Raw genomic sequence first — 19,108 nt, forward strand, 5'->3', positions numbered from 1 at the left:
CCGTCGTAACCTGGCAATCATGAAACAGTGCACGCACGCCGACGCGCTGCCGCACCCGGAACCCGCGCCGCTCTCCGACACCTGCCCGGAGTGTCTGCGCGACGGTACGCACCCGGTGCAGCTGCGGATGTGCCTCACCTGCGGTCATGTCGGCTGCTGCGACTCCTCGCCGGGCAGGCACGCCACCACGCACTACAAGGAGTCCGGGCATCCGATCATGCGCACGTTCGAGCCCGGTGAGGACTGGCGCTGGTGCTTCGAGGACCACGTACTCGTGTGAGTTCCCGCGCGGCCGGCCGGCCCGGCGCCGACTCCGTTTCCGGACGGTTCGACGGTCTGACGTCTGGGTACGTCAACCCGGCGCGCGTTCTTCCCAATTGGAGCCGCAGACCTCTAGACACGGAGCGTGTCCGCAGTTTTACTGTGAGTAACGGCAAGGGGTCGGGGTCCCGGGGACAGGAAAGTTGAGAGCGCGATAGCGTCACCGCTGAACCACACTTCGCGTTACCCCGGGGGGCGACCCTCGGCCCCGAAAAGCTTGTACCACCTTGGAGGTGAGGGTGTCCCAGATCGCAGGCGAGCCCGCGACCCAGGACTTCGTGGAAGTCCGGCTGCCGGCTGCGGGTGCCTACCTGTCGGTGCTGCGTACGGCGACTGCCGGTCTCGCGGCCCGTTTGGACTTCACCCTCGACGAGATCGAGGACCTGCGCATCGCGGTGGACGAGGCCTGCGCGATCCTGCTCCAGCAGGCCGTGCCCGGCTCGGTGCTCAGTTGCGTCTTCCGCCTCGTCGACGACTCACTCGAAGTCACTGTCTCGGCGCCGACCACGGACGGTCATGCCCCTTCGCGGGACACCTTCGCCTGGACCGTCCTGTCCGCACTCGCGGGCAAGGTCTCCTCCGCCGTGGACGAGGACAAAACCGTTTCGATCAGCCTCTACAAACAGCGCGGCGCGGGACCCGGGCCGGCGTGAGGACAGGGGACGGGCCGGTGCGTGACGAAGAGCGCGGCACACGGGAGCTGCCGGCCGAGGGCACAGGCGGGTCCCGACACACGGGGGACTCCATCGACAGCGCCGTCGATGCGGCCGGCATCGCCGGCATCCCCGAACAGGCCCGGCCGCATCCGGAGGACGACTCCCCCGGGGCCGGCTTCCTGGACGACGGGCAGCGGGATCAGGAAGGTGCCGTGCGGAGCACGTCTCTGGACGGACGGATCGGGGTGTCCCCTGTCCGAGCGGAGACGAGGGCTCGGGGAAGGGCGACGGGCAGGACGATGAGCGAGCACGAGCGGGACGATCAGCAGGGCGAGCAGAGCGGCCGGAGCGGGCAGAGCGGACAGGCCGCGCAGCACGACTCCCAGGACCGCAGCGGAGCGCGCGCGATGTTCGTCGAGCTGCGCAAGCTGAAGGACGGCAGCCCGGAGTACGCGGAGCTGCGCAACCGGCTGGTCCGTATGCACCTGCCGCTCGTCGAGCACCTCGCGCGCCGCTTCCGCAACCGCGGCGAGCCGCTGGACGACCTCACGCAGGTCGCCACCATCGGCCTGATCAAGTCCGTCGACCGCTTCGACCCGGAGCGCGGCGTCGAGTTCTCGACGTACGCGACCCCGACGGTCGTCGGCGAGATCAAGCGGCATTTCCGTGACAAGGGCTGGGCGGTCCGCGTCCCGCGCAGGCTGCAGGAGCTGCGTCTCGCCCTGACGACGGCCACCGCCGAGCTGTCCCAGCAGCACGGCCGCTCCCCGACCGTGCACGAGCTGGCCGAGAAGCTGGCCATCTCGGAGGAGGAGGTCCTGGAGGGCCTGGAGTCGGCGAACGCCTACTCCACGCTGTCCCTGGACGTCCCCGACACCGACGACGAGTCCCCGGCCGTCGCCGACACCCTCGGCGCCGAGGACGAGGCGCTGGAGGGCGTCGAGTACCGCGAGTCCCTCAAGCCGCTGCTGGAGGACCTCCCGCCGCGCGAGAAGCGGATCCTGCTGCTGCGTTTCTTCGGCAACATGACCCAGTCGCAGATCGCGCAGGAGGTCGGCATCTCCCAGATGCACGTCTCCCGGCTGCTGGCCCGCACCCTGGCCCAGCTGCGGGAGAAGCTCCTCGTGGAGGAGTGACGGTCCGGTCCCGGTTTTCCGGCGCCTGTGAGGCCGTACGACCGGCTACCGCTCCCCGTCCTGTGTGCGACCCGGCCCCTTGATCCCGAGGGCCTGGGTCGTCGCCGGGTTGACCAGCAGGACCAGGGCGGCCACCGCGACGACCGCGAGCGCGATGCCCGCCGGGATCGCCACGCTGTCGGCCTGGAGCAGGTTGTAGGCCACCGGCAGCGCCAGGATCTGGGTGATGACGGCCGGTCCCCGGCTCCAGCTTCGCTGCGCGAGCAGGCCGCGCGCGGCGAGCAGCGGCAGCAGGGCGAGGACGACGAGCGTGATGCCGCCGGTGACGGCGGTCTGCCGGTCGTCCGGGTCGCCCGCGAGTCCCTCCACGAGCATCCAGACCCCGCCGACGACGAGGGCGAGCCCCTCCAGCGCGGCCAGGGCGGCGGCGTAGGTCAGGCGCCGCGGGCGCGGGCCGGGGGTTTCCTCGGGGGCGGGCGTCTGCTCACTGGTCACCCCTGAAGGGTATCCGTCGCCGCCTCGGCTCCCCCGGCCAGGCGGGGGCAACGCACCGCCGCTCGCGGGGGTTGCCCGGCCCGCCCGTGGCAAGATTCACGTCCCGAAGTCTTACGTGATCCCTACCTCGGCCTGTGCCCGGTACCCCCCAGTAGGTACGCTGCCAGTCATGCGTGCACTTCTCGTGGTCAATCCGGCGGCAACCACCACAAGCGCACGTACGCGCGATGTCCTGATCCATGCGCTCGCGAGCGAGATGAAGCTGGACGCGGTCACCACCGAGTACCGCGGCCATGCGCGCGACCTCGGCCGGCAGGCGGCGGAGAGCGAGGACGTCGACCTGGTCGTGGCCCTCGGCGGCGACGGCACGGTGAACGAGGTCGTCAACGGCCTGCTGCACGCCGGTCCGAACCCCGAGCACCTCCCGGGTCTCGCCGTGGTCCCCGGCGGCTCCACCAATGTCTTCGCCCGTGCCCTGGGCCTGCCCAACGACGCGGTGGAGGCGACCGGCGCCCTGCTGGACGCCCTGCGCGAGGGCAGTGAGCGCACGGTCGGGCTCGGGCTCACCTCCGGCACCCCGGGTACCGAGGACGAGGCCGTCCCGTCCCGCTGGTTCACCTTCAACGCCGGCCTGGGCTTCGACGCCGGCGTGGTGGGCCGGGTCGAGCAGCAGCGCGAGCGCGGCAGGAAGTCGACGCACGCCCTCTACGTCCGCCAGGCCCTGCGCCAGTTCTTCGGCGAGGCCCACCGCCGGCACGGGACGATCACGCTGGAGCGTGCGGACGCGGAGCCGGTGACCGATCTGGTCCTGTCCATAGTCTCGAACACGTCTCCGTGGACGTTCCTGGGCAATCACCCGATGTACGCATCGCCTAAGGCGTCGTTCGATAAGGGACTCGACGTACTCGGTCTCAGCCGTATGACGACGGCCGCGGTTGCCCGGTATGGCACCCAGTTGCTCACTTCGTCCCCGGAGCGTGGACCCCATGGCAAGCATGCGGTGTCCCTGCACGACCTTGACCAGTTCACCTTGCATTCGAAGGTGCCTCTGCCCCTTCAGATGGACGGCGACCACCTCGGGCTGCGTACGAGCGTGACGTTCACAGGCGTACGCCGTGCACTGCGTGTGATTGTGTGAGCAGAAGGGGCTAAAGTCCTTTCACTCGAACGTTTAGGCCAGCATCCACCCCATGGAAGTACGGCTGTGACCTAGTCGACACCGAGGAATCAAAAAAAACTTTCCGGAAGGGGTTGTATCCGCCGCTGAGGTTTGCGAGTCTCTACGTGGCGATCGGGACAGCCCGCAACACCGGCTCCACAGATCACCGGAACCCCTCTTCACATCACAGGACCTCGCCAGGGAAACCTGACGGTCGGCCCTTCACTTGTTGAGGGATTCGTGAAAGCGTTCACATTCACAAGCAACTTGCACGTAATACCAAGGAGAGGTAGCAGCCATGGACTGGCGTCACAACGCCGTTTGCCGCGAGGAAGACCCCGAGCTCTTCTTCCCCATCGGCAACACCGGTCCTGCGCTGCTGCAGATCGAGGAAGCCAAGGCCGTCTGCCGTCGCTGCCCCGTTATGGATCAGTGTCTGCAGTGGGCGCTCGAGTCCGGTCAGGACTCCGGCGTCTGGGGTGGTCTCAGCGAGGACGAGCGTCGTGCGATGAAGCGCCGCGCCGCCCGCAACCGGGCCCGTCAGGCTTCTGCCTGACACACCCACCCCGCCTGAGCTTGGCGGCGCGTACAGCGAGTACGCATCTCCCGCCCCCGAGCCGCAGCGCGCAGTACCCCCGGTGCGCAGCACAAGCTGGCAACGAGCATTCGAGCCCCGGACCGCTTCTGGTCCGGGGCTTCTTGCTGCGCTCGTTTTCTGAACAGGCGGCGTTTGAGACTTACTTGGCAGTGCGCGCCTTACTTGTTGGCGCGCACCGGGACGTCGAGGATGACCCGCGTGCCCCGCTCCGGTGCCGGGACCATGTCGAACGTTCCGCCCAACTCGCCTTCCACCAGCGTCCGTACGATCTGCAGGCCGAGGTTGCCCGCGGTGTGCGGGTCGAAGCCCTCGGGCAGGCCGACCCCGTCGTCCTGGACTGTGACGAGCAGACGGGCCTCCTTCGTCGTGCCGCCGCGGACCGCCGAGACCTCGACCGTGCCGGTGTCGCCCTCGCGGAAGCCGTGCTCCAGGGCGTTCTGCAGGATCTCGGTCAGCACCATCGACAGCGGGGTGGCGACCTCGGCGTCGAGGATGCCGAAGCGTCCTGTGCGCCGGCCGGTCACCTTGCCCGGTGAGATCTCGGCGACCATCGCGAGGACCCGGTCGGCGATCTCGTCGAACTCCACGCGCTCGTCCAGATTCTGGGACAGCGTCTCATGCACGATCGCGATCGACCCGACCCGGCGCACCGCCTCTTCGAGTGCCTCACGGCCGCGGTCGGACTCGATACGGCGGGCCTGGAGGCGGAGCAGCGCGGCCACCGTCTGGAGGTTGTTCTTCACCCGGTGGTGGATCTCCCGGATGGTGGCGTCCTTGGTGATCAACTCGCGCTCACGGCGCCGCAGTTCGGTGACGTCACGGAGCAGGACGAGGGAACCGATGCGGGTGCCCTTGGGCTTGAGCGGAATGGCCCGGAACTGGATGACCCCGTCACCCGACTCGATCTCGAACTCGCGCGGGGCCCAGCCGCTGGCGACCTTGGCGAGCGCCTCGTCCACCGGGCCGCGGGTCGGGGCGAGTTCGGCGGTGGTCTTGCCGAGGTGGTGGCCGACGAGGTCGGAGGCGAGGCCGAGGCGGTGGTACGCGGACAGCGCGTTCGGGGAGGCGTACTGGACGATGCCGTCGGCGTCGAGCCGGATCAGCCCGTCGCCGACGCGCGGGGCGGCGTCCATGTCCATCTGCTGGTTCGCGAACGGGAAGGAGCCGGCCGCGATCATCTGCGCGAGATCCGACGCGCTCTGGAGATAGGTGAGTTCGAGGCGGCTCGGGGTGCGCACGGTGAGCAGGTTGGTGTTGCGGGCGATGACACCGAGGACGCGGCCGTCCCGTCGTACGGGGATCGACTCGACCCGGACGGGGACCTCCTCACGCCACTCCGGGTCGCCCTCGCGCACGATCCGGCCCTCGTCGAGGGCGGCGTCGAGGAGGGGGCGGCGGCCGCGCGGGACGAGGTGGCCGACCATGTCGTCCTGGTAGGAGGTGGGCCCCGTGTTGGGCCGCATCTGGGCCACCGAGACATAGCGGGCGCCGTCCCGGGTGGGGACCCACAGGACGAGGTCGGCGAAGGAGAGGTCGGAGAGCAGCTGCCACTCCGAGACCAGCAGATGGAGCCACTCGAGGTCGGAGTCGTCGAGCGCGGTGTGCTGGCGGACCAGTTCGTTCATGGAGGGCACGGATGCGAGCGTACCTGGCGGTATGTGGGTGGCCTAAAAGCGGCGTGAAAACACCCGCGGGCCGCGGCGCCTGGGAGGGACCCTCAACCCTCCCGGCACCGCAGCCCGGAGCAATATCGGCCACGGGGTGTGCGGTCCCGGACGGCCGAAGGATGAGGAGCCGGGGCAGTCAGGGCAGAGAGCTCCGGTTCCTCGGTCCGTCTTCCTGTGCGGGGAAGACGGAAGTACGTGTTTTCAGTTCTCGTCGACGCACATCACCTTGATTGTGGACTAGACCACTCGGTGTGTCCATGCGTTGGAGGCTGTTTGTTGTTGTCAGTTCTTCCAGGGTCCCGCTGACGCCTCGACCCCGACTGGAGAACTAGTGGGACGCCCTAGCATCCACCACGCAGCCTAACCCGTGTGGGTTCATGTGCGCGGCCAGATGGCCATGGCAATTTCCGCGAGCGCCTCCAGTTCCTCCCGGCTCGCCCCGTCCCGCGCCTGTTGCGACATGCCCTGGATGACGGCTCCGGCGTGCCGGGCGAGGGCCGCGGCGTCGGTGCCCGCCGGCAGCTCCCCCGCGGCGATGTCCGCCTTGATACGGCTCTCGAAGGCCGCGATGTTGGCGTTGCGCCGGTCGCGCAGCGATCCCTCCACCTCGGCGCTGCTGCAATTGGTGGCCGCGTGGATGACGAGGCAGCCGTGCGGGCGGCCCGGAGCGGTGTACTCGGAGGCCGCCTCCCGCAGCATCCGTTCGACGGCGGCCCGGGCCGTGGGCTCCTCGGCGAGGGCCCGGTCGCCGAAGGAGCCGTAGCGCACGCCGTACTCGCGCACGACCTCCTCGAACAGGGCCCGCTTGTCACCGAACGCGGCGTACAGGCTCGGGGCGCCGATCCCCATGACCCGGGTGAGGTCGGAGACCGAGGTGGCCTCGTAGCCGTGCTCCCAGAAGGCGAGGATCGCCTTCTCCAGGGCGGTGGCGCGGTCGAAGGAGCGGGGGCGGCCACGGGGTTTGGGGGCGGGGCTGGCTCCAGGGCCGCCGTCCGAAGCCCTGACCTGCGCTTTCGTCTCCTCGGTGCGCTCCATGGAGTGAATTCTATAGGGGGTGCTAGAGAAATGTCGGCGGGCTGTTGTACGGTCTTTCTGTAGCGACCACTAGGGAAATGTGAAAGGGGCGCCGGCATGGGCGTGCTTGCGGGCAGGACGGCACTCGTCACGGGGGCGAGCAGGGGCATCGGGCGGGGCATCGCCGAGCGGCTGGGCCGGGACGGGGCGCGGGTGGCCGTGCATTACGGCAGCAACGAGGCGGCGGCGAAGGAGACGGTCGCCGCGATCGAGGCGGCGGGCGGCTCGGCGTTCGCGATCGGGGTGGAGCTGGGGTCGCCCGGGGACGCCGAGGCCCTGTGGGAGGAGTTCGACCGGCATGCGGACGGCTTGGACATCCTGGTGAACAACGCCGGGATAGGGGTGTCCCGCCCGATCGACGAAATAGACGAGGCGGAGTACGACCGTGTCTTCGCCGTGAATGTGAAGGCACCGTTCTTCGTCGTCCGGCACGGCATGGGCCGCCTGCGGGACGGCGGCCGCGTCATCAACATCTCCTCCGGCCTGGCCCGCACCGCCGTCATGCCGAACAACATGGCGTACGCCATGACGAAGGGCGCGCTGGACGTCTTTTCCCGGGACCTGTCCAAGGTCCTGGGCCCCCGGAACATCACGGTGAACTCGGTGGCCCCGGGCATCATCGCCACCGACAACACCTATGAGCTGCTGCACGCGAGCGAGGAGGCGTGGGCGCAGGCGGCGGCCTTCTCCGCGCTGGGCCGGGTGGGCGAGACGGCCGACGTGGCGGACGTGGTGTCGTTCCTGGCGTCGGACGGCGGGCGGTGGGTCACGGGGAGCTGGGTGGATGTGACGGGTGGCTCGCTGACGTAGGTCGGCCGGGTCGGTATGTCATCCCTGGCGCCGACCGCACCGCGCCGACGACGTCTCCGTCATCGCCGGGCCTGATCACCCGGCGCTCACCATGTCTCCGCCACCTCAACGGCCGACCGCCTGGCGCTCACCGCACCTCCGTCATCTCCGGGCCTGATCGCCTGGCGCTCACCACGTCCCAGCCACCTCAACGGCCGACCGCCTGGCGCTCACCGCACCTCCGTCATCTCCGGGCCTGATCGCCTCGCGCTCACCGCGTCTCCGTCACCTTCGCCAGTGCCCTGGGCGCGTCCGGGTCCTGGCCGCGGGCGATGGTGACCTCGTAGGCCAGGAGTTGCAGCGGGATGATCTCCAGGACGGGCTGGAGTTCCTCGGGGACGCCCTCGGTCGGCAGGACGAAGCCGGCCGAGGCCTGCTCGACCTGGTGGCGAGGCCCGATGACGACCAGGTCGGCGCCCCGGCCGCGCAGCCGGTCGAGAACGGGCTGGAGCGCCTCGCCGCCCTTGCCGTCGGTGACGACCGCGATGACCGGGGAGACGTTGTCGACCATGGCGAGGGGGCCGTGCAGCAGGTCGGCGCCGGAGTAGGAGAGAGCGGGGATGTAGCTGGTCTCCATCAGCTTGAGGGCGGCCTCCTTGGCGGTGGGGTAGCCGTAGCCGCGCGAGGTGATCACCATGCGCTCGGCGAAGCGGTAGCGGGAGGCGAGGGCGCGGACCTCGTCCTGCCGGGCGAGGAGTCGTCCGGCGAGGTCGGGGAGAGCGTTGGCGCGAGCGCCGTCGCCGCCGCCGAGGCCCTCGACGAAGAGATAGAGCGCGAGGAGGGAGGCGGTGTAGGTCTTGGTCGCGGGGAGGGCCTTCTCCGGTCCGGCCATGATGTCGACGTGATACTCGGAGACACCGGCCAGCGGTGAGTCGGGGTTGTTGGTGACGGCGAGGGTGATCGCGCCGGCCTCCCGGGCGGCCCGCGTCGAGGCCACGAGGTCCGGGGAGCCGCCGGACTGGCTGACGGTGACTACGAGGACGTCGGTGAGATCGGGGCGGGCGCCGTACGCGGTGGTCGTCGACATGGAGGTGAGGCCGCAGGGCAGGCCGAGGCGGATCTCCAGGAGGTACTTGGCGTAGAGGGCGGCGTTGTCGGAGGTGCCGCGGGCGGTGAGCAGGACGAAGCGGGGTCGGCGGGCGGCGATCTGCTGGGCGGTCTGCCGGATGCCGGGGGCGCCCTGCTCCAGGATGCGGCGCAGCACGGCCGGCTGCTCGGCCATCTCCCGGGCCATGATCCGACCGGGGAGGTCGCTCCGGGCATCCGGCGTCGAGGTCCCGACCGGGGTCGGGGGCGGGGTGGTGTCCGTCATGGCGGGGGCCTCTCGAGGTGCGGGGGCGAATCCCGGGTCCGGCGGTGCGCCGGGAGTCGGGCGGGGAACGGGTCCGGCGGTGCGCCGGGAGTCGGGGCGGGAAACGGGACCGGCGGTGCGGCGGGAGTCTGGGCGAATCTCGGGTCCGGCGGTGCGCCGGCAGTCGGGACAGGAAACGGGGTCGGTGGTGTGCCGGCAGTCCCATTTCACGCCTTCGAGCGGAACGCCGCCCGTCCTCCGTGTGGCGTGCCGTGGGTCTTCGGTGAGCGGGGCCGGTCATCCCGCTTTCACCTGGGCCGGATGGCCTGATTCTGTTAGATTGGTCTAAACCACATGGCCCTTTTCGGGTCCAGTCGAGCCCTCTCACAGACCGTCTCTCAGATCGGCAGGCCCAGCGTGGAAGTTGTCATCGTCCCGGACGCCAAGGCGGGTGGCGAGCTCATCGCCGAGGCCATGGCGCGGCTCCTGCGGCGCAAGCCCGACGCCCTGCTCGGAGTGGCCACCGGCTCGACGCCGCTGCCCATCTACCAGGCGCTGACGGCCAAGGTGCGGTCCGGTGCCGTGGACGCCTCGCGGGCGCGGATCGCCCAGCTCGACGAGTACGTGGGGCTGCCGGCGGAGCATCCGGAGTCGTACCGTTCGGTGCTGCGCCGTGAGGTGCTGGAGCCGCTCGGGATCGGGATGGACGCGTTCATGGGGCCGGACGGGACCGCCGAGGACATCCCCGGCGCCTGCGAGGCGTACGACGCGGCGCTGGCCGCCGCCGGGGGCGTGGATCTGCAGTTGCTCGGGATCGGCACCGACGGGCACATCGGCTTCAACGAGCCGTGCTCCTCGCTGGCCTCCCGGACCCGGATCAAGACGCTGACCGAGCAGACCCGGGTCGACAACGCGCGGTTCTTCGACGGGGACATCGAGCAGGTGCCGCACCACGTCATCACGCAGGGGATCGGGACGATCCTGGAGGCCCGGCACCTGGTGCTGCTGGCCACCGGTGAGGGCAAGGCGGACGCGGTGGCGGCGACGGTGGAGGGCCCGGTGGCCGCGGTGTGCCCCGCCTCCGCTCTCCAGCTGCACCCGCACGCCACGGTCGTCGTCGACGAGGGTGCCGCCTCCAAGCTGAAGCTGGCGGACTACTTCCGGCACACGTACGTCAACAAGCCGGAGTGGCAGGGCATCTGACCCCCCGCGGAAACGCCTCGGGCGCCGGTTCCCTGGCGGGGAACCGGCGCCCGTCGTGTCGTAGGGCTCCCTACTCCCCCACGATGACCTCCGCCGCCGCCCGTCCGCACACCCTGGCCGCGCCGTGCGTCGCGATGTGCAGGGCGCCGCGGGGCGGTGCCTGGGGGACGCCCATCTCGACCACGATCGTGTCCGGGCGGGTACGCAGGACCGAGTCGAGGGCCGCGCTCATCCAGGGGTGGCGGTGCTCGTCGCGGACCACGGCGACGATGCGGCGGCGGCCCGCGGCGGCCAGGGCCGCCATGCCGGCGCCGTCCCCGACGAAGCTGCCGGTGTCGGTGCCGGGGAGCAGGCGGGTCAGTTCCGCGGCGACGCCCCACGGGGTCTCGTCGCCGACCGCGATGTTCGCCACCGGGGTGAAGGCGGCGACGAACGGCGCCTCGGTGAGCGGGGCGAAGCCGTCGGCGCCGGTGAGGGCCAGGGCGCGGCGGGCCGCGCGCAGGCCCACGTCCGGGTCCCCGGCGGCCGAGGCGTCCGCGGCCGACGCCGCCGCCGTCCAGCGGGCCAGGGAGCGGACCCTCTCGGCGGCGTCCGCGAGGCGTTCCTCGGGGAGTTCACCGGCGCGGACGGCCGAGACCAGGGCGTCGCGCAGGCGCCGTACGGTCTCGTCGTCGGCCAGGCCGCCGCCGACGCAGATCGCGTCGGCGCCCGCCGCGATGGCGAGGACGCTGCCGCGTTCGATGCCGTACGTGGCGGCGATGGCCTGCATCTCCATGCCGTCGGTGACGATCAGGCCGTCGTAGCCGAGTTCGCCGCGCAGCAGGTCGGTCAGCACCTTGCGGGACAACGTCGCGGGGTGGTCGGGGTCCAGGGCCGGGACCAGGATGTGGGCGCTCATCACCGCGCGGCTGCCGGCGGCGATCGCGGCGCGGAACGGGGCGAGTTCGCGCTCCGGCAGGACCGAGGCGTCCGCGTCGATGCGGGGCAGCGCGTGGTGGGAGTCGGTCGCGGTGTCGCCGTGGCCCGGGAAGTGCTTGGTGCAGGCGGCCACGCCCGCCGACTGGAGGCCGGTGACGTAGGCGGCGGTGTGGCGGGCGACCAGGTCGGCGGTGGCGCCGAAGGAGCGGACGCCGATCACCGGGTTGGAGGGGTTGGAGTTGACGTCGGCCGACGGGGCCCAGTTGAGGTTCACCCCGCAGGCCGCGAGGCGGCGGCCGAGTTCGAAGGCGACCTCGCGGGTGAGGCCGACGTCGTCGACCGCGCCCAGGGCGTGGTTGCCGGGGAAGCTGGAGCCCGTCCGCACCTCCAGGCGCGTGACGTCACCGCCCTCCTCGTCGATGGCGACCAGGACGTCGTCGCGCTCGGCGCGCAACTGGGCGGTCAGCGCGGCGACCTGGTCGGGCGAGGCGATGTTGCGTCCGAACAGGCCCACCGAGGCCAGGCCCTCGCCGAGGCGGCGCAGCAGCCAGTCGGGGGCGGTGGTCCCGGTGAAGCCGGGCTGGAGGACCGTGAGCGCGTCACGCGTGAGGGTGTCGGTGCCCTTGGCGAAAGTCGTCATCGGGTGGCGTTATCCCTTCACCGCGCCGGCCGTCAGACCATTGACGGCCCTGCGCTGCAGGAAGACGAAGAGGATCAGGATGGGGACGGCGAAGAGGGAGGACGCCGCCATGGTCGCGCCCCAGTCGTCACCGAAGGCCGTCTGGAAGCTGGACAGCCACAGCGGCAGCGTCTGGGCCTCCGCCTCCTTGTTCAGGACCAGGACCAGCGGGAACTCGTTCCAGGCGGTGATGAAGCCGAAGAGCGAGGTGGACATCAGACCGGGGGCGAGCAGCGGCAGGATCACCTTGCGGAAGGCCTGCGCGCGGGTGCAGCCGTCGACCATCGCCGCCTCCTCCAGGTCCTTGGGCACGGCGGCGACGAAGCCGCGCAGCGTCAGGATCGTGAAGGGCAGGATCATCATCATGTAGAAGACGGTCAGCGGGACCAGGCTGTTCAGCATCGAGGCGTCCCGGACGATCATGTACATCGCGATGATCATGACCTCCCAGGGCGCCATCTGGGCCAGCATGAACCCGATGATGAAGCCCCGGCGGCCCTTGAACCGCATCCGGGCGAGCGCGAAGGCGCCGGCCAGGGCGACCGCGAGGGACAGGACGACCGCGCAGACCGTGACGATCAGCGAGTTCTTGACGTAGGTCCAGAAGTGATCGACGCCCGTGGCCGTCTTGAAGTGCTCGAAGGTGATGTCGGTCGGGAACCAGACGGGGTTCTCCGAGATGATGTCGCCGGTCGGCTTGAAGGCCGTGGCGAACATCCAGTACACGGGGAAGACGAAGCCGGCGAACAGGATGACGGCCGTGGCGTTGGGCCAGATGCGGCTGAACAGCGAGCGCTTCACAGCTCGTCCTCCTCTTGCTTGAGCACGATCCGCAGGTAGTACGCGGTGATCACCAGCAGGATCAGGATGGTGAGGACGGCGATCGCCGCGCCCATGCCGTAGTGCTGGTTGCCGACGCCCTCGATGTAGGCGTAGACGGGCAGGATCTCGGTGAGCCGGTCGGGGCCGCCGCCGTTGATGGTGAAGACCTGCACGAACGCCTTGAAGATCCAGATGACCTCCAGGAACGTCGTGGCGTAGAGGAAGGGGCGGAGGAAGGGGAGCGTCACGGTGGTGAAGCTCTTCCAGGCGCCCGCGCCGTCCAGGGCCGCGGCCTCGTACAGCTCGCCGGGGATCGTGGTCGTGGCGGCGTACAGGTTGATGGCGACGAAGGGGATCGACTGCCAGACGATCAGCACGGTCACGACGAAGAACGTCGACAGCTGGCTGCTGGTCCAGCTGTAGTCGGCCATGGAGTGCCAACCGAGCTTGTCCAGGACCCAGTTGACGACGCCGAAGCGCTGGGCGAAGAGCCACTGGTAGACGGTGGTCGCGGCGACCACCGGCATCGCCCAGGCCAGCACGAGCCCGATCATCAGCGTGACCCGCATCCGCTGGCCGAGGCGGGCCAGCAGCAGGCCGACCAGGGCGCCGAGGAGCATGGTCAGGACGACGTTGACGGCCGTGAACAGGATGGAGCGGCCGGTGACGCGCCAGAAGTCCTCGCCGGTGAGGGCCTGTTTGTAGTTCTCGATGCCGTTCCACTCGGTGACATGCTGGATCAGCTGTCCCATGTTGAGGTTCTGGAACGACAGCAGCAGGTCCTTCAGCAGCGGCCAGCCGAGCAGCAGCACGGTGGCCGCGCAGGCCGGCAGCAGCAGGAGGTACGGGGCGAGCGCGCCCGCGCGGGAGGCGGGCCGCTGCTCACCGGGCCCCCGCTGGTCCACTTTCGTCACGTCCACCGGACCGGAGGGCGGCCGTTCGGTCTGCACGGTCATGCTCGCGTCTCTCTACTCGACCTACCGGAAAGCGGGGCGGGGACCGTCGACCGGCCCCCGCCCCGTTGCCCTTACTGCTGCTGGGCGAGGCGCTTGTTGAACTCGCTCTCGACCTGCTTGGCGGCCTCGGCCGGCGTCTTGCCGTTGAGGACGGCGGTCATGTACGTCTTGACCGGGTTGGGGGCGTTCTCGACCGCGGCCCACTCGGGGATCAGCGGCGTGGTGCCACCACCGGCGGCGGCGGGAGCCGCGGCCTCGGCGACGGCGTTGCCCTTCAGGTTGCTCTGCAGCGCCTCCTTGTTCGGGATGACGCCGTTGAGCTTGGCCAGCTCGCCCTCGTACTTGTCGGACAGGGCGATCTTCAGGAACTCCTTGGCGAGCTCCTGCTTCTTGCTGCCCGCGGCGACCGCGAGGTTGGAACCGCCGAGGAAGACGCCCTCGGGCTTGTCGGCCGTGGCACCCGGGATGGTGAAGTAGCCGATGTCCGACTCGATCTTCTTGTTGGCGGCGATGGCCGTGCCGGCCTCCCAGCCCATGCCGATGAAGGCACCGACGTTGCCCTTGGCGAAGACCTCGGCCTGCTGCGGGGTGGCCTCGTCCTTGTCCTTGGGGGCCTTGGACAGGGCCTGGAACTTCTTGTAGGTCTCCATGGCGGCGGTGACCTTGGGGTCGTCGAGGTTGGAGACGTACTTGTCGCCGTCCTGCTTCACCAGCTCGGCGCCCTCACCGATGGTGAGACCGACGAAGTGGTACCAGTTCTGGCCGGGCAGGTAGATCGGCTCGGCCTTGGTCTTCTCGCCGATCTGCTTGAGGTCGGCGTAGAACTCATCCCGGGTCTTCGGGGTGTCCTTGATGCCGGCGTCGGCCCAGACCTTCTTGTTGTAGATGACGACGCGGTTGGCGAAGTACCAGGGCGCCGCGTACTGCTTGCCGTCGTAGATCGAGGACTTGTTCAGCGACTCGGTCCAGTCGGCGCCGATCGACGACTTGAGGTCGGCGAGGTCGGCGAGGCCTCCGGTCTTGGCGTAGGCCGGGGTCTGGGTGTTGCCGATCTCGAAGACGTCCGGCGGGTTCTCCTCGGACAGGGCGGTGGTCAGCTTCTGCTGGATGCCGTTCCACTGCTGGATCTCGAACTTGACCTTGGCCTTGGTCTTCTTCTCGAAGGCGGCCTGGACGTCCTTCTGCCACTGGTCCGGTGAGGAGCCGTCCATCACCCAGACCGTGAGCGTCTGACCGGCGTAGCCGTCGGCCCCCGCCTTGTCGCCGCCGTCGCCGTTGTCGCCCCCGCACGCCGCAATGGAGATCATCATGCCCGCGACACCGATCGCGGTTATCAGCTTGCGCTTCACGCCACCCTCCTCAGGGATGCCACAAACCCCCCTGCCTCCCCGCGGTACGTGGGGCCGGGAACTGGACCAATGGTGTAGACCAGCAATCGGAGCTTGGCCCAGACCAACAAGCCTGTCAAGGGTGGCCGAATCGGCCCTGACCAGCCGTTATGGGACCTACATATGCAGGAACCTTTAAGTAACAAGCTGTCGAAAAGAGCGCCGCCGGAGCGCACAATTCCACTAGACCACTTGACCTGTTGGACTAGACCAGAACAAGGCGGCGGCGGTATACAGAGAGGATCACGGAGCGTGCGAGGGGCATCCCGGTACGCTGCCGTGCCACGATGTGAGCCGCATCCGGAGCCGGGAAGGCAGAGGCATGAGCACCGAGGTCAGCAGCGCGGAGAACGAGGGTGGGGCGACCGTCCGTACCGCGCGCGTGCCCAAGTACTACCGCCTGAAGAAGCACCTGCTCGACATGACCGAGACCCAGGCGCCCGGCACCCCCGTCCCGCCCGAGCGCACGCTCGCCGCCGAGTTCGACACCTCCCGCACCACCGTGCGGCAGGCCCTCCAGGAACTCGTCGTAGAGGGCCGCCTCGAACGCATCCAGGGCAAGGGCACGTTCGTCGCCAAGCCCAAGGTCTCGCAGGCGCTGCAACTCACCTCCTACACCGAGGACATGCGCGCCCAGGGCCTCGAACCCACCTCGCAGCTCCTCGACATCGGCTACATCACCGCCGACGACCGCCTCGCCGAGCTCCTCGACATCACCGCCGGCGGCCGGGTACTGCGCATCGAGCGCCTCCGCATGGCCAACGGCGAGCCGATGGCCATCGAGACGACCCACCTGAGCGCGAAGCGCTTCCCGGCCCTGCGCCGCTCACTGGTCAAGTACACGTCCCTCTACACCGCCCTCGCCGAGGTCTACGACGTCCATCTCGCCGAGGCCGAGGAGACCATCGAGACCTCGCTGGCCACCCCGCGCGAGGCCGGTCTGCTCGGCACCGACGTGGGCCTGCCGATGCTGATGCTGTCCCGCCACTCCTTCGACAAGGACGGGGAGCCGGTGGAGTGGGTGCGGTCGGTCTACCGGGGGGACCGGTACAAGTTCGTGGCGCGGCTGAAGCGGCCCGTCGACTGATGCTCGCGGTGTAGCGCAACTGCCGCTGCTGCTCTACGGTCCTCCCGTCTCCGTATGGACGGGAGGACCGCCCTGTGCGTACCGCGAACGTCCGAACCACCGTCATCTGGACCCTCGTCGCGCTGGTCGGAGCCACCGGCTGGGCCATGCTCGCGCTCGCCCGCGGCGAGGACGTCTCCGCCGCCTGGATGGTCGCCGCCGCCCTCGGCTCGTACGCCATCGCCTACCGCTTCTACGCGAAGTTCATCGCGTACAAGGTCCTCAAGGTCGACCGGACCCGGGCCACCCCGGCCGAGCGCCTGAACAACGGCATCGACTTCCACCCCACCGACCGACGGGTCCTGCTCGGCCACCACTTCGCCGCGATCGCCGGCGCCGGACCGCTCGTCGGGCCCGTCCTGGCCGCACAGATGGGGTACTTGCCCGGCACCGTCTGGATCATCGCGGGCGTCGTCTTCGCCGGGGCCGTGCAGGACATGGTGGTGCTGTTCTTCTCCACCCGCCGGGACGGCCGCTCCCTCGGCCAGATGGCCCGCGAGGAGATCGGCCCGTTCGGCGGCGCCGCGGCCCTCATCGCCGCCTTCGCCATCATGATCATCCTGCTCGGGGTGCTGGCGCTGGTCATCGTCAACGCCCTCGCCCAGTCGCCCTGGGGCACCTTCTCCATCGCGATGACGATCCCGATCGCCCTGCTCATGGGGTTCTACTTGCGCGTGCTGCGCCCCGGCCGGGTCAGCGAGGTCTCGCTCATCGGCGTGACCCTGCTGCTGTTCGCGCTGGTCGCGGGCCGCTGGGTGGCGGAGTCGTCGTGGGCCGGCGCCTTCACCCTCGCGCCCTCGACGCTGGTCGTCTGGCTGGTGGCCTACGGCTTCGTCGCGTCGATCCTGCCGGTGTGGATGCTGCTGGCCCCGCGCGACTACCTGTCCACCTTCATGAAGATCGGCACGATCCTCCTGCTGGCACTGGGTGTCGTCATCGCGCTGCCCACGCTGAGGATGGACGCGGTCACGGACTTCGCCTCGCGGGGCAACGGCCCGGTGTTCGCGGGGTCGCTGTTCCCCTTCGTCTTCATCACCATCGCCTGCGGCGCGCTCTCCGGCTTCCACTCGCTCATCTCCAGCGGCACCACGCCGAAGATGATCCAGAAGGAGACCCAGGTCCGGATGATCGGCTACGGCTCCATGCTGATGGAGTCGTCGGTCGCGATCATGGCGCTGGTCGCGGCGAGCATCATCGACCCGGGCCTGTACTTCGCGATGAACGCGCCCTCCGGAGCCATCGGCACCACCGTGCAGGAGGCCTCCCGGGTCGTGACCGGCTGGGGCTACTCCATCTCCCCCGACGACCTGGCCCGCGCCGCCGAACGCGTCGAGGAGTCGTCGCTGCTGTCCCGGACCGGCGGTGCGCCCACGCTCGCCGTCGGCGTCTCGGAGATCTTCTCCAAGGTCACCGGCGGGAGTCTGCGCGCCTTCTGGTACCACTTCGCGATCATGTTCGAGGCGCTGTTCATCCTGACCGCGCTGGACGCCGGCACGCGCGTGGGCCGGTTCATGCTCCAGGACATGCTGGGCAACGTCATCAAGCCCTTCAGGAACGTGAGCTGGAAGCCCGGTCTCGTCATCACCAGCGCGCTGGTGTGCGGGCTGTGGGGGTACTTCCTCTGGGTGGGCGTCCACGAACCGCTCGGCGGGATCAACCAGCTGTTCCCGATCTTCGGCATCTCCAACCAGCTGCTGGCCGCGGTCGCGCTGGCCGTCTGCACCACGCTGCTGGTGAAGTCCGGACGCCTCAAGTGGGCCTGGATCACCGGGATTCCGCTCGCCTGGGACGCCACGGTCACGCTGACCGCGAGCTGGCAGAAGGTGTTCTCCGGCGACCCCAAGGTGGGCTTCTTCAAGCAGCGGTCCGTCTTCCAGGACGCCATCGACGACGGCAAGGTGCTGCCGCCCGCGAAGAACATGGACGACATGCACACCGTGGTCACCAACTCCACGGTCGACGGCGTCCTGTCCGCGGTCCTCGCCCTGCTGATCGTGGTGGTGATCGCCGACGCGCTCAGGGTCTGCGTCCGCCACGTCCGCCGCCCGGCCCTGTCCACGCTGAGCGAGGCGCCGTACGTCGAGTCGCGTCTCGTCGCCCCGGCCGGGCTGTTCCCGACCCGCGAGGAGAAGGAGGAGGCACGCCATGAGGTCGGCACTCCGGCGGGCACTTAGGGGCGTCCGCTGGTACCTGCGCGAGCTGACCGACGAATCGGCGTACGACCGCTATGTCGCGCACCTCCGCCGGGACCACCCGCAGGCGGACGTGCCGACCCGGCGGGCCTTCGAGCGGATGCGGACGGACCGGCAGGAACACGATCCGCGCCAGGGATTCCGCTGCTGCTGACAGCGCCGCACGGCCGGCACGGCGCACCTTCACCGAATCGACATACCGATATGCGGACGAGGTCTTCCACTCCCGTCACACCGTGACCTAGATTGCCTGCGCGTTACACGGTGATCAGTGGTGATCAGTGAGGGGAACGGAGCCGCCGAATGTCATCAGATTCGCCCGAGGCCAGACCACCGGTGGTGACACCCGTGCGCGTGGTCATCGCCCTCTGCCTCGTCGCGCCCTTCGTGGCGATGCTGTGGGTGGGGTCGTACGCGAAGGTCGACCCGACCTTCATCGGTATCCCCTTCTTCTACTGGTACCAGATGCTGTGGGTGATCATCTCCACCGCGCTGACGATGACCGCGTACAAGCTGTGGCAGCGTGACCAGCGCGCCCGTCGTGGAGGTGCCCGGTGAACGACGGCGTGAACGGCGTC

At 69.6% G+C, this 19,108-nt stretch carries 19 protein-coding genes; 11 read left to right on the forward strand and 8 right to left on the reverse strand.

The window, feature by feature from the left end; all coding sequences use genetic code 11:
• The first annotated feature begins 19 nt into the window (after positions 1-19).
• The 3 genes from DI272_RS16785 to DI272_RS16795 all read left to right on the forward strand — a co-directional run bounded on the left by DI272_RS16785 (position 20) and on the right by DI272_RS16795 (position 2,113).
• Positions 20-280 (forward strand): UBP-type zinc finger domain-containing protein, encoded by a 261-nt coding sequence (locus DI272_RS16785; protein ID WP_109496148.1) that lies wholly within the window; start codon positions 20-22, stop codon positions 278-280.
• 280 nt (positions 281-560) lie between these two features.
• A complete protein-coding gene (locus DI272_RS16790) occupies positions 561-974 on the forward strand; it encodes an anti-sigma regulatory factor (protein WP_004925829.1) in 414 nt (137 codons plus the stop codon).
• 17 nt (positions 975-991) lie between these two features.
• Positions 992-2,113 (forward strand): RNA polymerase sigma factor SigF, encoded by a 1,122-nt coding sequence (locus tag DI272_RS16795; RefSeq protein ID WP_375138045.1) that lies wholly within the window; start codon positions 992-994, stop codon positions 2,111-2,113.
• A 45-nt stretch (positions 2,114-2,158) separates the two neighbouring features.
• Here DI272_RS16795 and DI272_RS16800 read toward each other — a convergent pair whose 3' ends face one another.
• Positions 2,159-2,608 carry a hypothetical protein gene (locus tag DI272_RS16800; protein WP_109496150.1) on the reverse strand — a complete coding sequence of 150 codons (450 nt, stop codon included), beginning with the start codon at positions 2,606-2,608 and terminating at the stop codon, positions 2,159-2,161.
• A gap of 169 nt (positions 2,609-2,777) precedes the next feature.
• Here DI272_RS16800 and DI272_RS16805 point away from each other — a divergent pair, with 169 nt between their 5' ends.
• Positions 2,778-3,746 carry a diacylglycerol kinase family protein gene (locus DI272_RS16805; RefSeq protein ID WP_109496151.1) on the forward strand — a complete coding sequence of 323 codons (969 nt, stop codon included), beginning with the start codon at positions 2,778-2,780 and terminating at the stop codon, positions 3,744-3,746.
• 319 nt (positions 3,747-4,065) lie between these two features.
• Positions 4,066-4,323 carry a WhiB family transcriptional regulator gene (locus tag DI272_RS16810; protein ID WP_006142322.1) on the forward strand — a complete coding sequence of 86 codons (258 nt, stop codon included), beginning with the start codon at positions 4,066-4,068 and terminating at the stop codon, positions 4,321-4,323.
• Between the two features lie 200 nt (positions 4,324-4,523).
• On the opposite strand, the gene DI272_RS16815 is transcribed toward DI272_RS16810, so the two are convergent.
• Both DI272_RS16815 and DI272_RS16820 read right to left on the reverse strand, forming a co-directional pair.
• The gene (locus tag DI272_RS16815; RefSeq protein WP_109496152.1) at positions 4,524-5,990 is read right to left on the reverse strand and encodes a sensor histidine kinase; all 1,467 of its coding nucleotides are present in this window, start codon (positions 5,988-5,990) and stop codon (positions 4,524-4,526) included.
• A 417-nt stretch (positions 5,991-6,407) separates the two neighbouring features.
• A complete protein-coding gene (locus tag DI272_RS16820; RefSeq protein ID WP_109496153.1) occupies positions 6,408-7,067 on the reverse strand; it encodes a TetR/AcrR family transcriptional regulator in 660 nt (219 codons plus the stop codon).
• A 96-nt stretch (positions 7,068-7,163) separates the two neighbouring features.
• Between DI272_RS16820 and DI272_RS16825 the strand changes: the two genes are divergently transcribed.
• Positions 7,164-7,916 (forward strand): SDR family oxidoreductase, encoded by a 753-nt coding sequence (locus tag DI272_RS16825; RefSeq protein WP_109496154.1) that lies wholly within the window; start codon positions 7,164-7,166, stop codon positions 7,914-7,916.
• 250 nt (positions 7,917-8,166) lie between these two features.
• On the opposite strand, the gene DI272_RS16830 is transcribed toward DI272_RS16825, so the two are convergent.
• Entirely contained in the window at positions 8,167-9,267 is a 1,101-nt protein-coding gene (locus tag DI272_RS16830) for an SIS domain-containing protein (RefSeq protein ID WP_375138046.1), read from the reverse strand.
• Between the two features lie 396 nt (positions 9,268-9,663).
• On the opposite strand from DI272_RS16830, the gene nagB reads away from it, so the two are divergent.
• The gene (gene nagB, locus DI272_RS16835) at positions 9,664-10,449 is read left to right on the forward strand and encodes a glucosamine-6-phosphate deaminase (RefSeq protein WP_109496155.1); all 786 of its coding nucleotides are present in this window, start codon (positions 9,664-9,666) and stop codon (positions 10,447-10,449) included.
• A gap of 70 nt (positions 10,450-10,519) precedes the next feature.
• On the opposite strand, the gene DI272_RS16840 is transcribed toward nagB, so the two are convergent.
• The 4 genes from DI272_RS16840 to DI272_RS16855 all read right to left on the reverse strand — a co-directional run bounded on the left by DI272_RS16840 (position 10,520) and on the right by DI272_RS16855 (position 15,173).
• Positions 10,520-12,007 carry a glycoside hydrolase family 3 protein gene (locus tag DI272_RS16840; protein WP_109496156.1) on the reverse strand — a complete coding sequence of 496 codons (1,488 nt, stop codon included), beginning with the start codon at positions 12,005-12,007 and terminating at the stop codon, positions 10,520-10,522.
• 9 nt (positions 12,008-12,016) lie between these two features.
• Positions 12,017-12,847 carry a carbohydrate ABC transporter permease gene (locus tag DI272_RS16845; RefSeq protein ID WP_109496157.1) on the reverse strand — a complete coding sequence of 277 codons (831 nt, stop codon included), beginning with the start codon at positions 12,845-12,847 and terminating at the stop codon, positions 12,017-12,019.
• Entirely contained in the window at positions 12,844-13,824 is a 981-nt protein-coding gene (locus DI272_RS16850; RefSeq protein ID WP_109496158.1) for a carbohydrate ABC transporter permease, read from the reverse strand. The genes DI272_RS16845 and DI272_RS16850 overlap by 4 nt, the downstream gene beginning before the upstream one ends.
• A gap of 71 nt (positions 13,825-13,895) precedes the next feature.
• Positions 13,896-15,173, reverse strand: coding sequence for an extracellular solute-binding protein (locus DI272_RS16855; protein WP_109496159.1), 1,278 nt, complete (start codon positions 15,171-15,173; stop codon positions 13,896-13,898).
• Between the two features lie 361 nt (positions 15,174-15,534).
• On the opposite strand from DI272_RS16855, the gene DI272_RS16860 reads away from it, so the two are divergent.
• The 4 genes from DI272_RS16860 (at position 15,535) to DI272_RS16875 (ending at position 19,088) form a co-directional block, all read left to right on the forward strand.
• Positions 15,535-16,299: a GntR family transcriptional regulator gene (locus DI272_RS16860; RefSeq protein ID WP_079309601.1), complete on the forward strand. Its 765-nt coding sequence runs from the start codon at positions 15,535-15,537 to the stop codon at positions 16,297-16,299.
• 74 nt (positions 16,300-16,373) lie between these two features.
• The gene (locus DI272_RS16865; RefSeq protein ID WP_109496160.1) at positions 16,374-18,512 is read left to right on the forward strand and encodes a carbon starvation CstA family protein; all 2,139 of its coding nucleotides are present in this window, start codon (positions 16,374-16,376) and stop codon (positions 18,510-18,512) included.
• Positions 18,484-18,684 carry a YbdD/YjiX family protein gene (locus DI272_RS16870; RefSeq protein ID WP_109496161.1) on the forward strand — a complete coding sequence of 67 codons (201 nt, stop codon included), beginning with the start codon at positions 18,484-18,486 and terminating at the stop codon, positions 18,682-18,684. Before DI272_RS16865 ends, DI272_RS16870 begins: the two co-directional genes overlap by 29 nt.
• Positions 18,685-18,833: 149 nt before the next feature.
• Positions 18,834-19,088 (forward strand): DUF3311 domain-containing protein, encoded by a 255-nt coding sequence (locus DI272_RS16875; RefSeq protein WP_109496162.1) that lies wholly within the window; start codon positions 18,834-18,836, stop codon positions 19,086-19,088.
• Positions 19,089-19,108 lie beyond the last annotated feature (20 nt).

Origin of the sequence: Streptomyces sp. Act143, assembly GCF_003143935.1 — a bacterium.
Taxonomy (GTDB): Bacteria; Actinomycetota; Actinomycetes; order Streptomycetales; family Streptomycetaceae; genus Streptomyces.

Excerpts from the sequence above, each read along its gene's own strand:
- DI272_RS16785 (WP_109496148.1), top strand. The coding sequence starts at position 20 with ATGAAACAGTGCACGCACGCCGACGCGCTGCCGCACCCGGAACCCGCG.
- DI272_RS16805 (WP_109496151.1), top strand. The coding sequence starts at position 2,778 with ATGCGTGCACTTCTCGTGGTCAATCCGGCGGCAACCACCACAAGCGCA.
- DI272_RS16810 (WP_006142322.1), top strand. The coding sequence starts at position 4,066 with ATGGACTGGCGTCACAACGCCGTTTGCCGCGAGGAAGACCCCGAGCTC.
- DI272_RS16815 (WP_109496152.1), bottom strand. The coding sequence starts at position 5,990 with ATGAACGAACTGGTCCGCCAGCACACCGCGCTCGACGACTCCGACCTC.
- DI272_RS16820 (WP_109496153.1), bottom strand. The coding sequence starts at position 7,067 with ATGGAGCGCACCGAGGAGACGAAAGCGCAGGTCAGGGCTTCGGACGGC.
- DI272_RS16825 (WP_109496154.1), top strand. The coding sequence starts at position 7,164 with ATGGGCGTGCTTGCGGGCAGGACGGCACTCGTCACGGGGGCGAGCAGG.
- DI272_RS16830 (WP_375138046.1), bottom strand. The coding sequence starts at position 9,267 with ATGACGGACACCACCCCGCCCCCGACCCCGGTCGGGACCTCGACGCCG.
- DI272_RS16840 (WP_109496156.1), bottom strand. The coding sequence starts at position 12,007 with ATGACGACTTTCGCCAAGGGCACCGACACCCTCACGCGTGACGCGCTC.
- DI272_RS16850 (WP_109496158.1), bottom strand. The coding sequence starts at position 13,824 with ATGACCGTGCAGACCGAACGGCCGCCCTCCGGTCCGGTGGACGTGACG.
- DI272_RS16860 (WP_079309601.1), top strand. The coding sequence starts at position 15,535 with ATGAGCACCGAGGTCAGCAGCGCGGAGAACGAGGGTGGGGCGACCGTC.
- DI272_RS16870 (WP_109496161.1), top strand. The coding sequence starts at position 18,484 with ATGAGGTCGGCACTCCGGCGGGCACTTAGGGGCGTCCGCTGGTACCTG.
- DI272_RS16875 (WP_109496162.1), top strand. The coding sequence starts at position 18,834 with ATGTCATCAGATTCGCCCGAGGCCAGACCACCGGTGGTGACACCCGTG.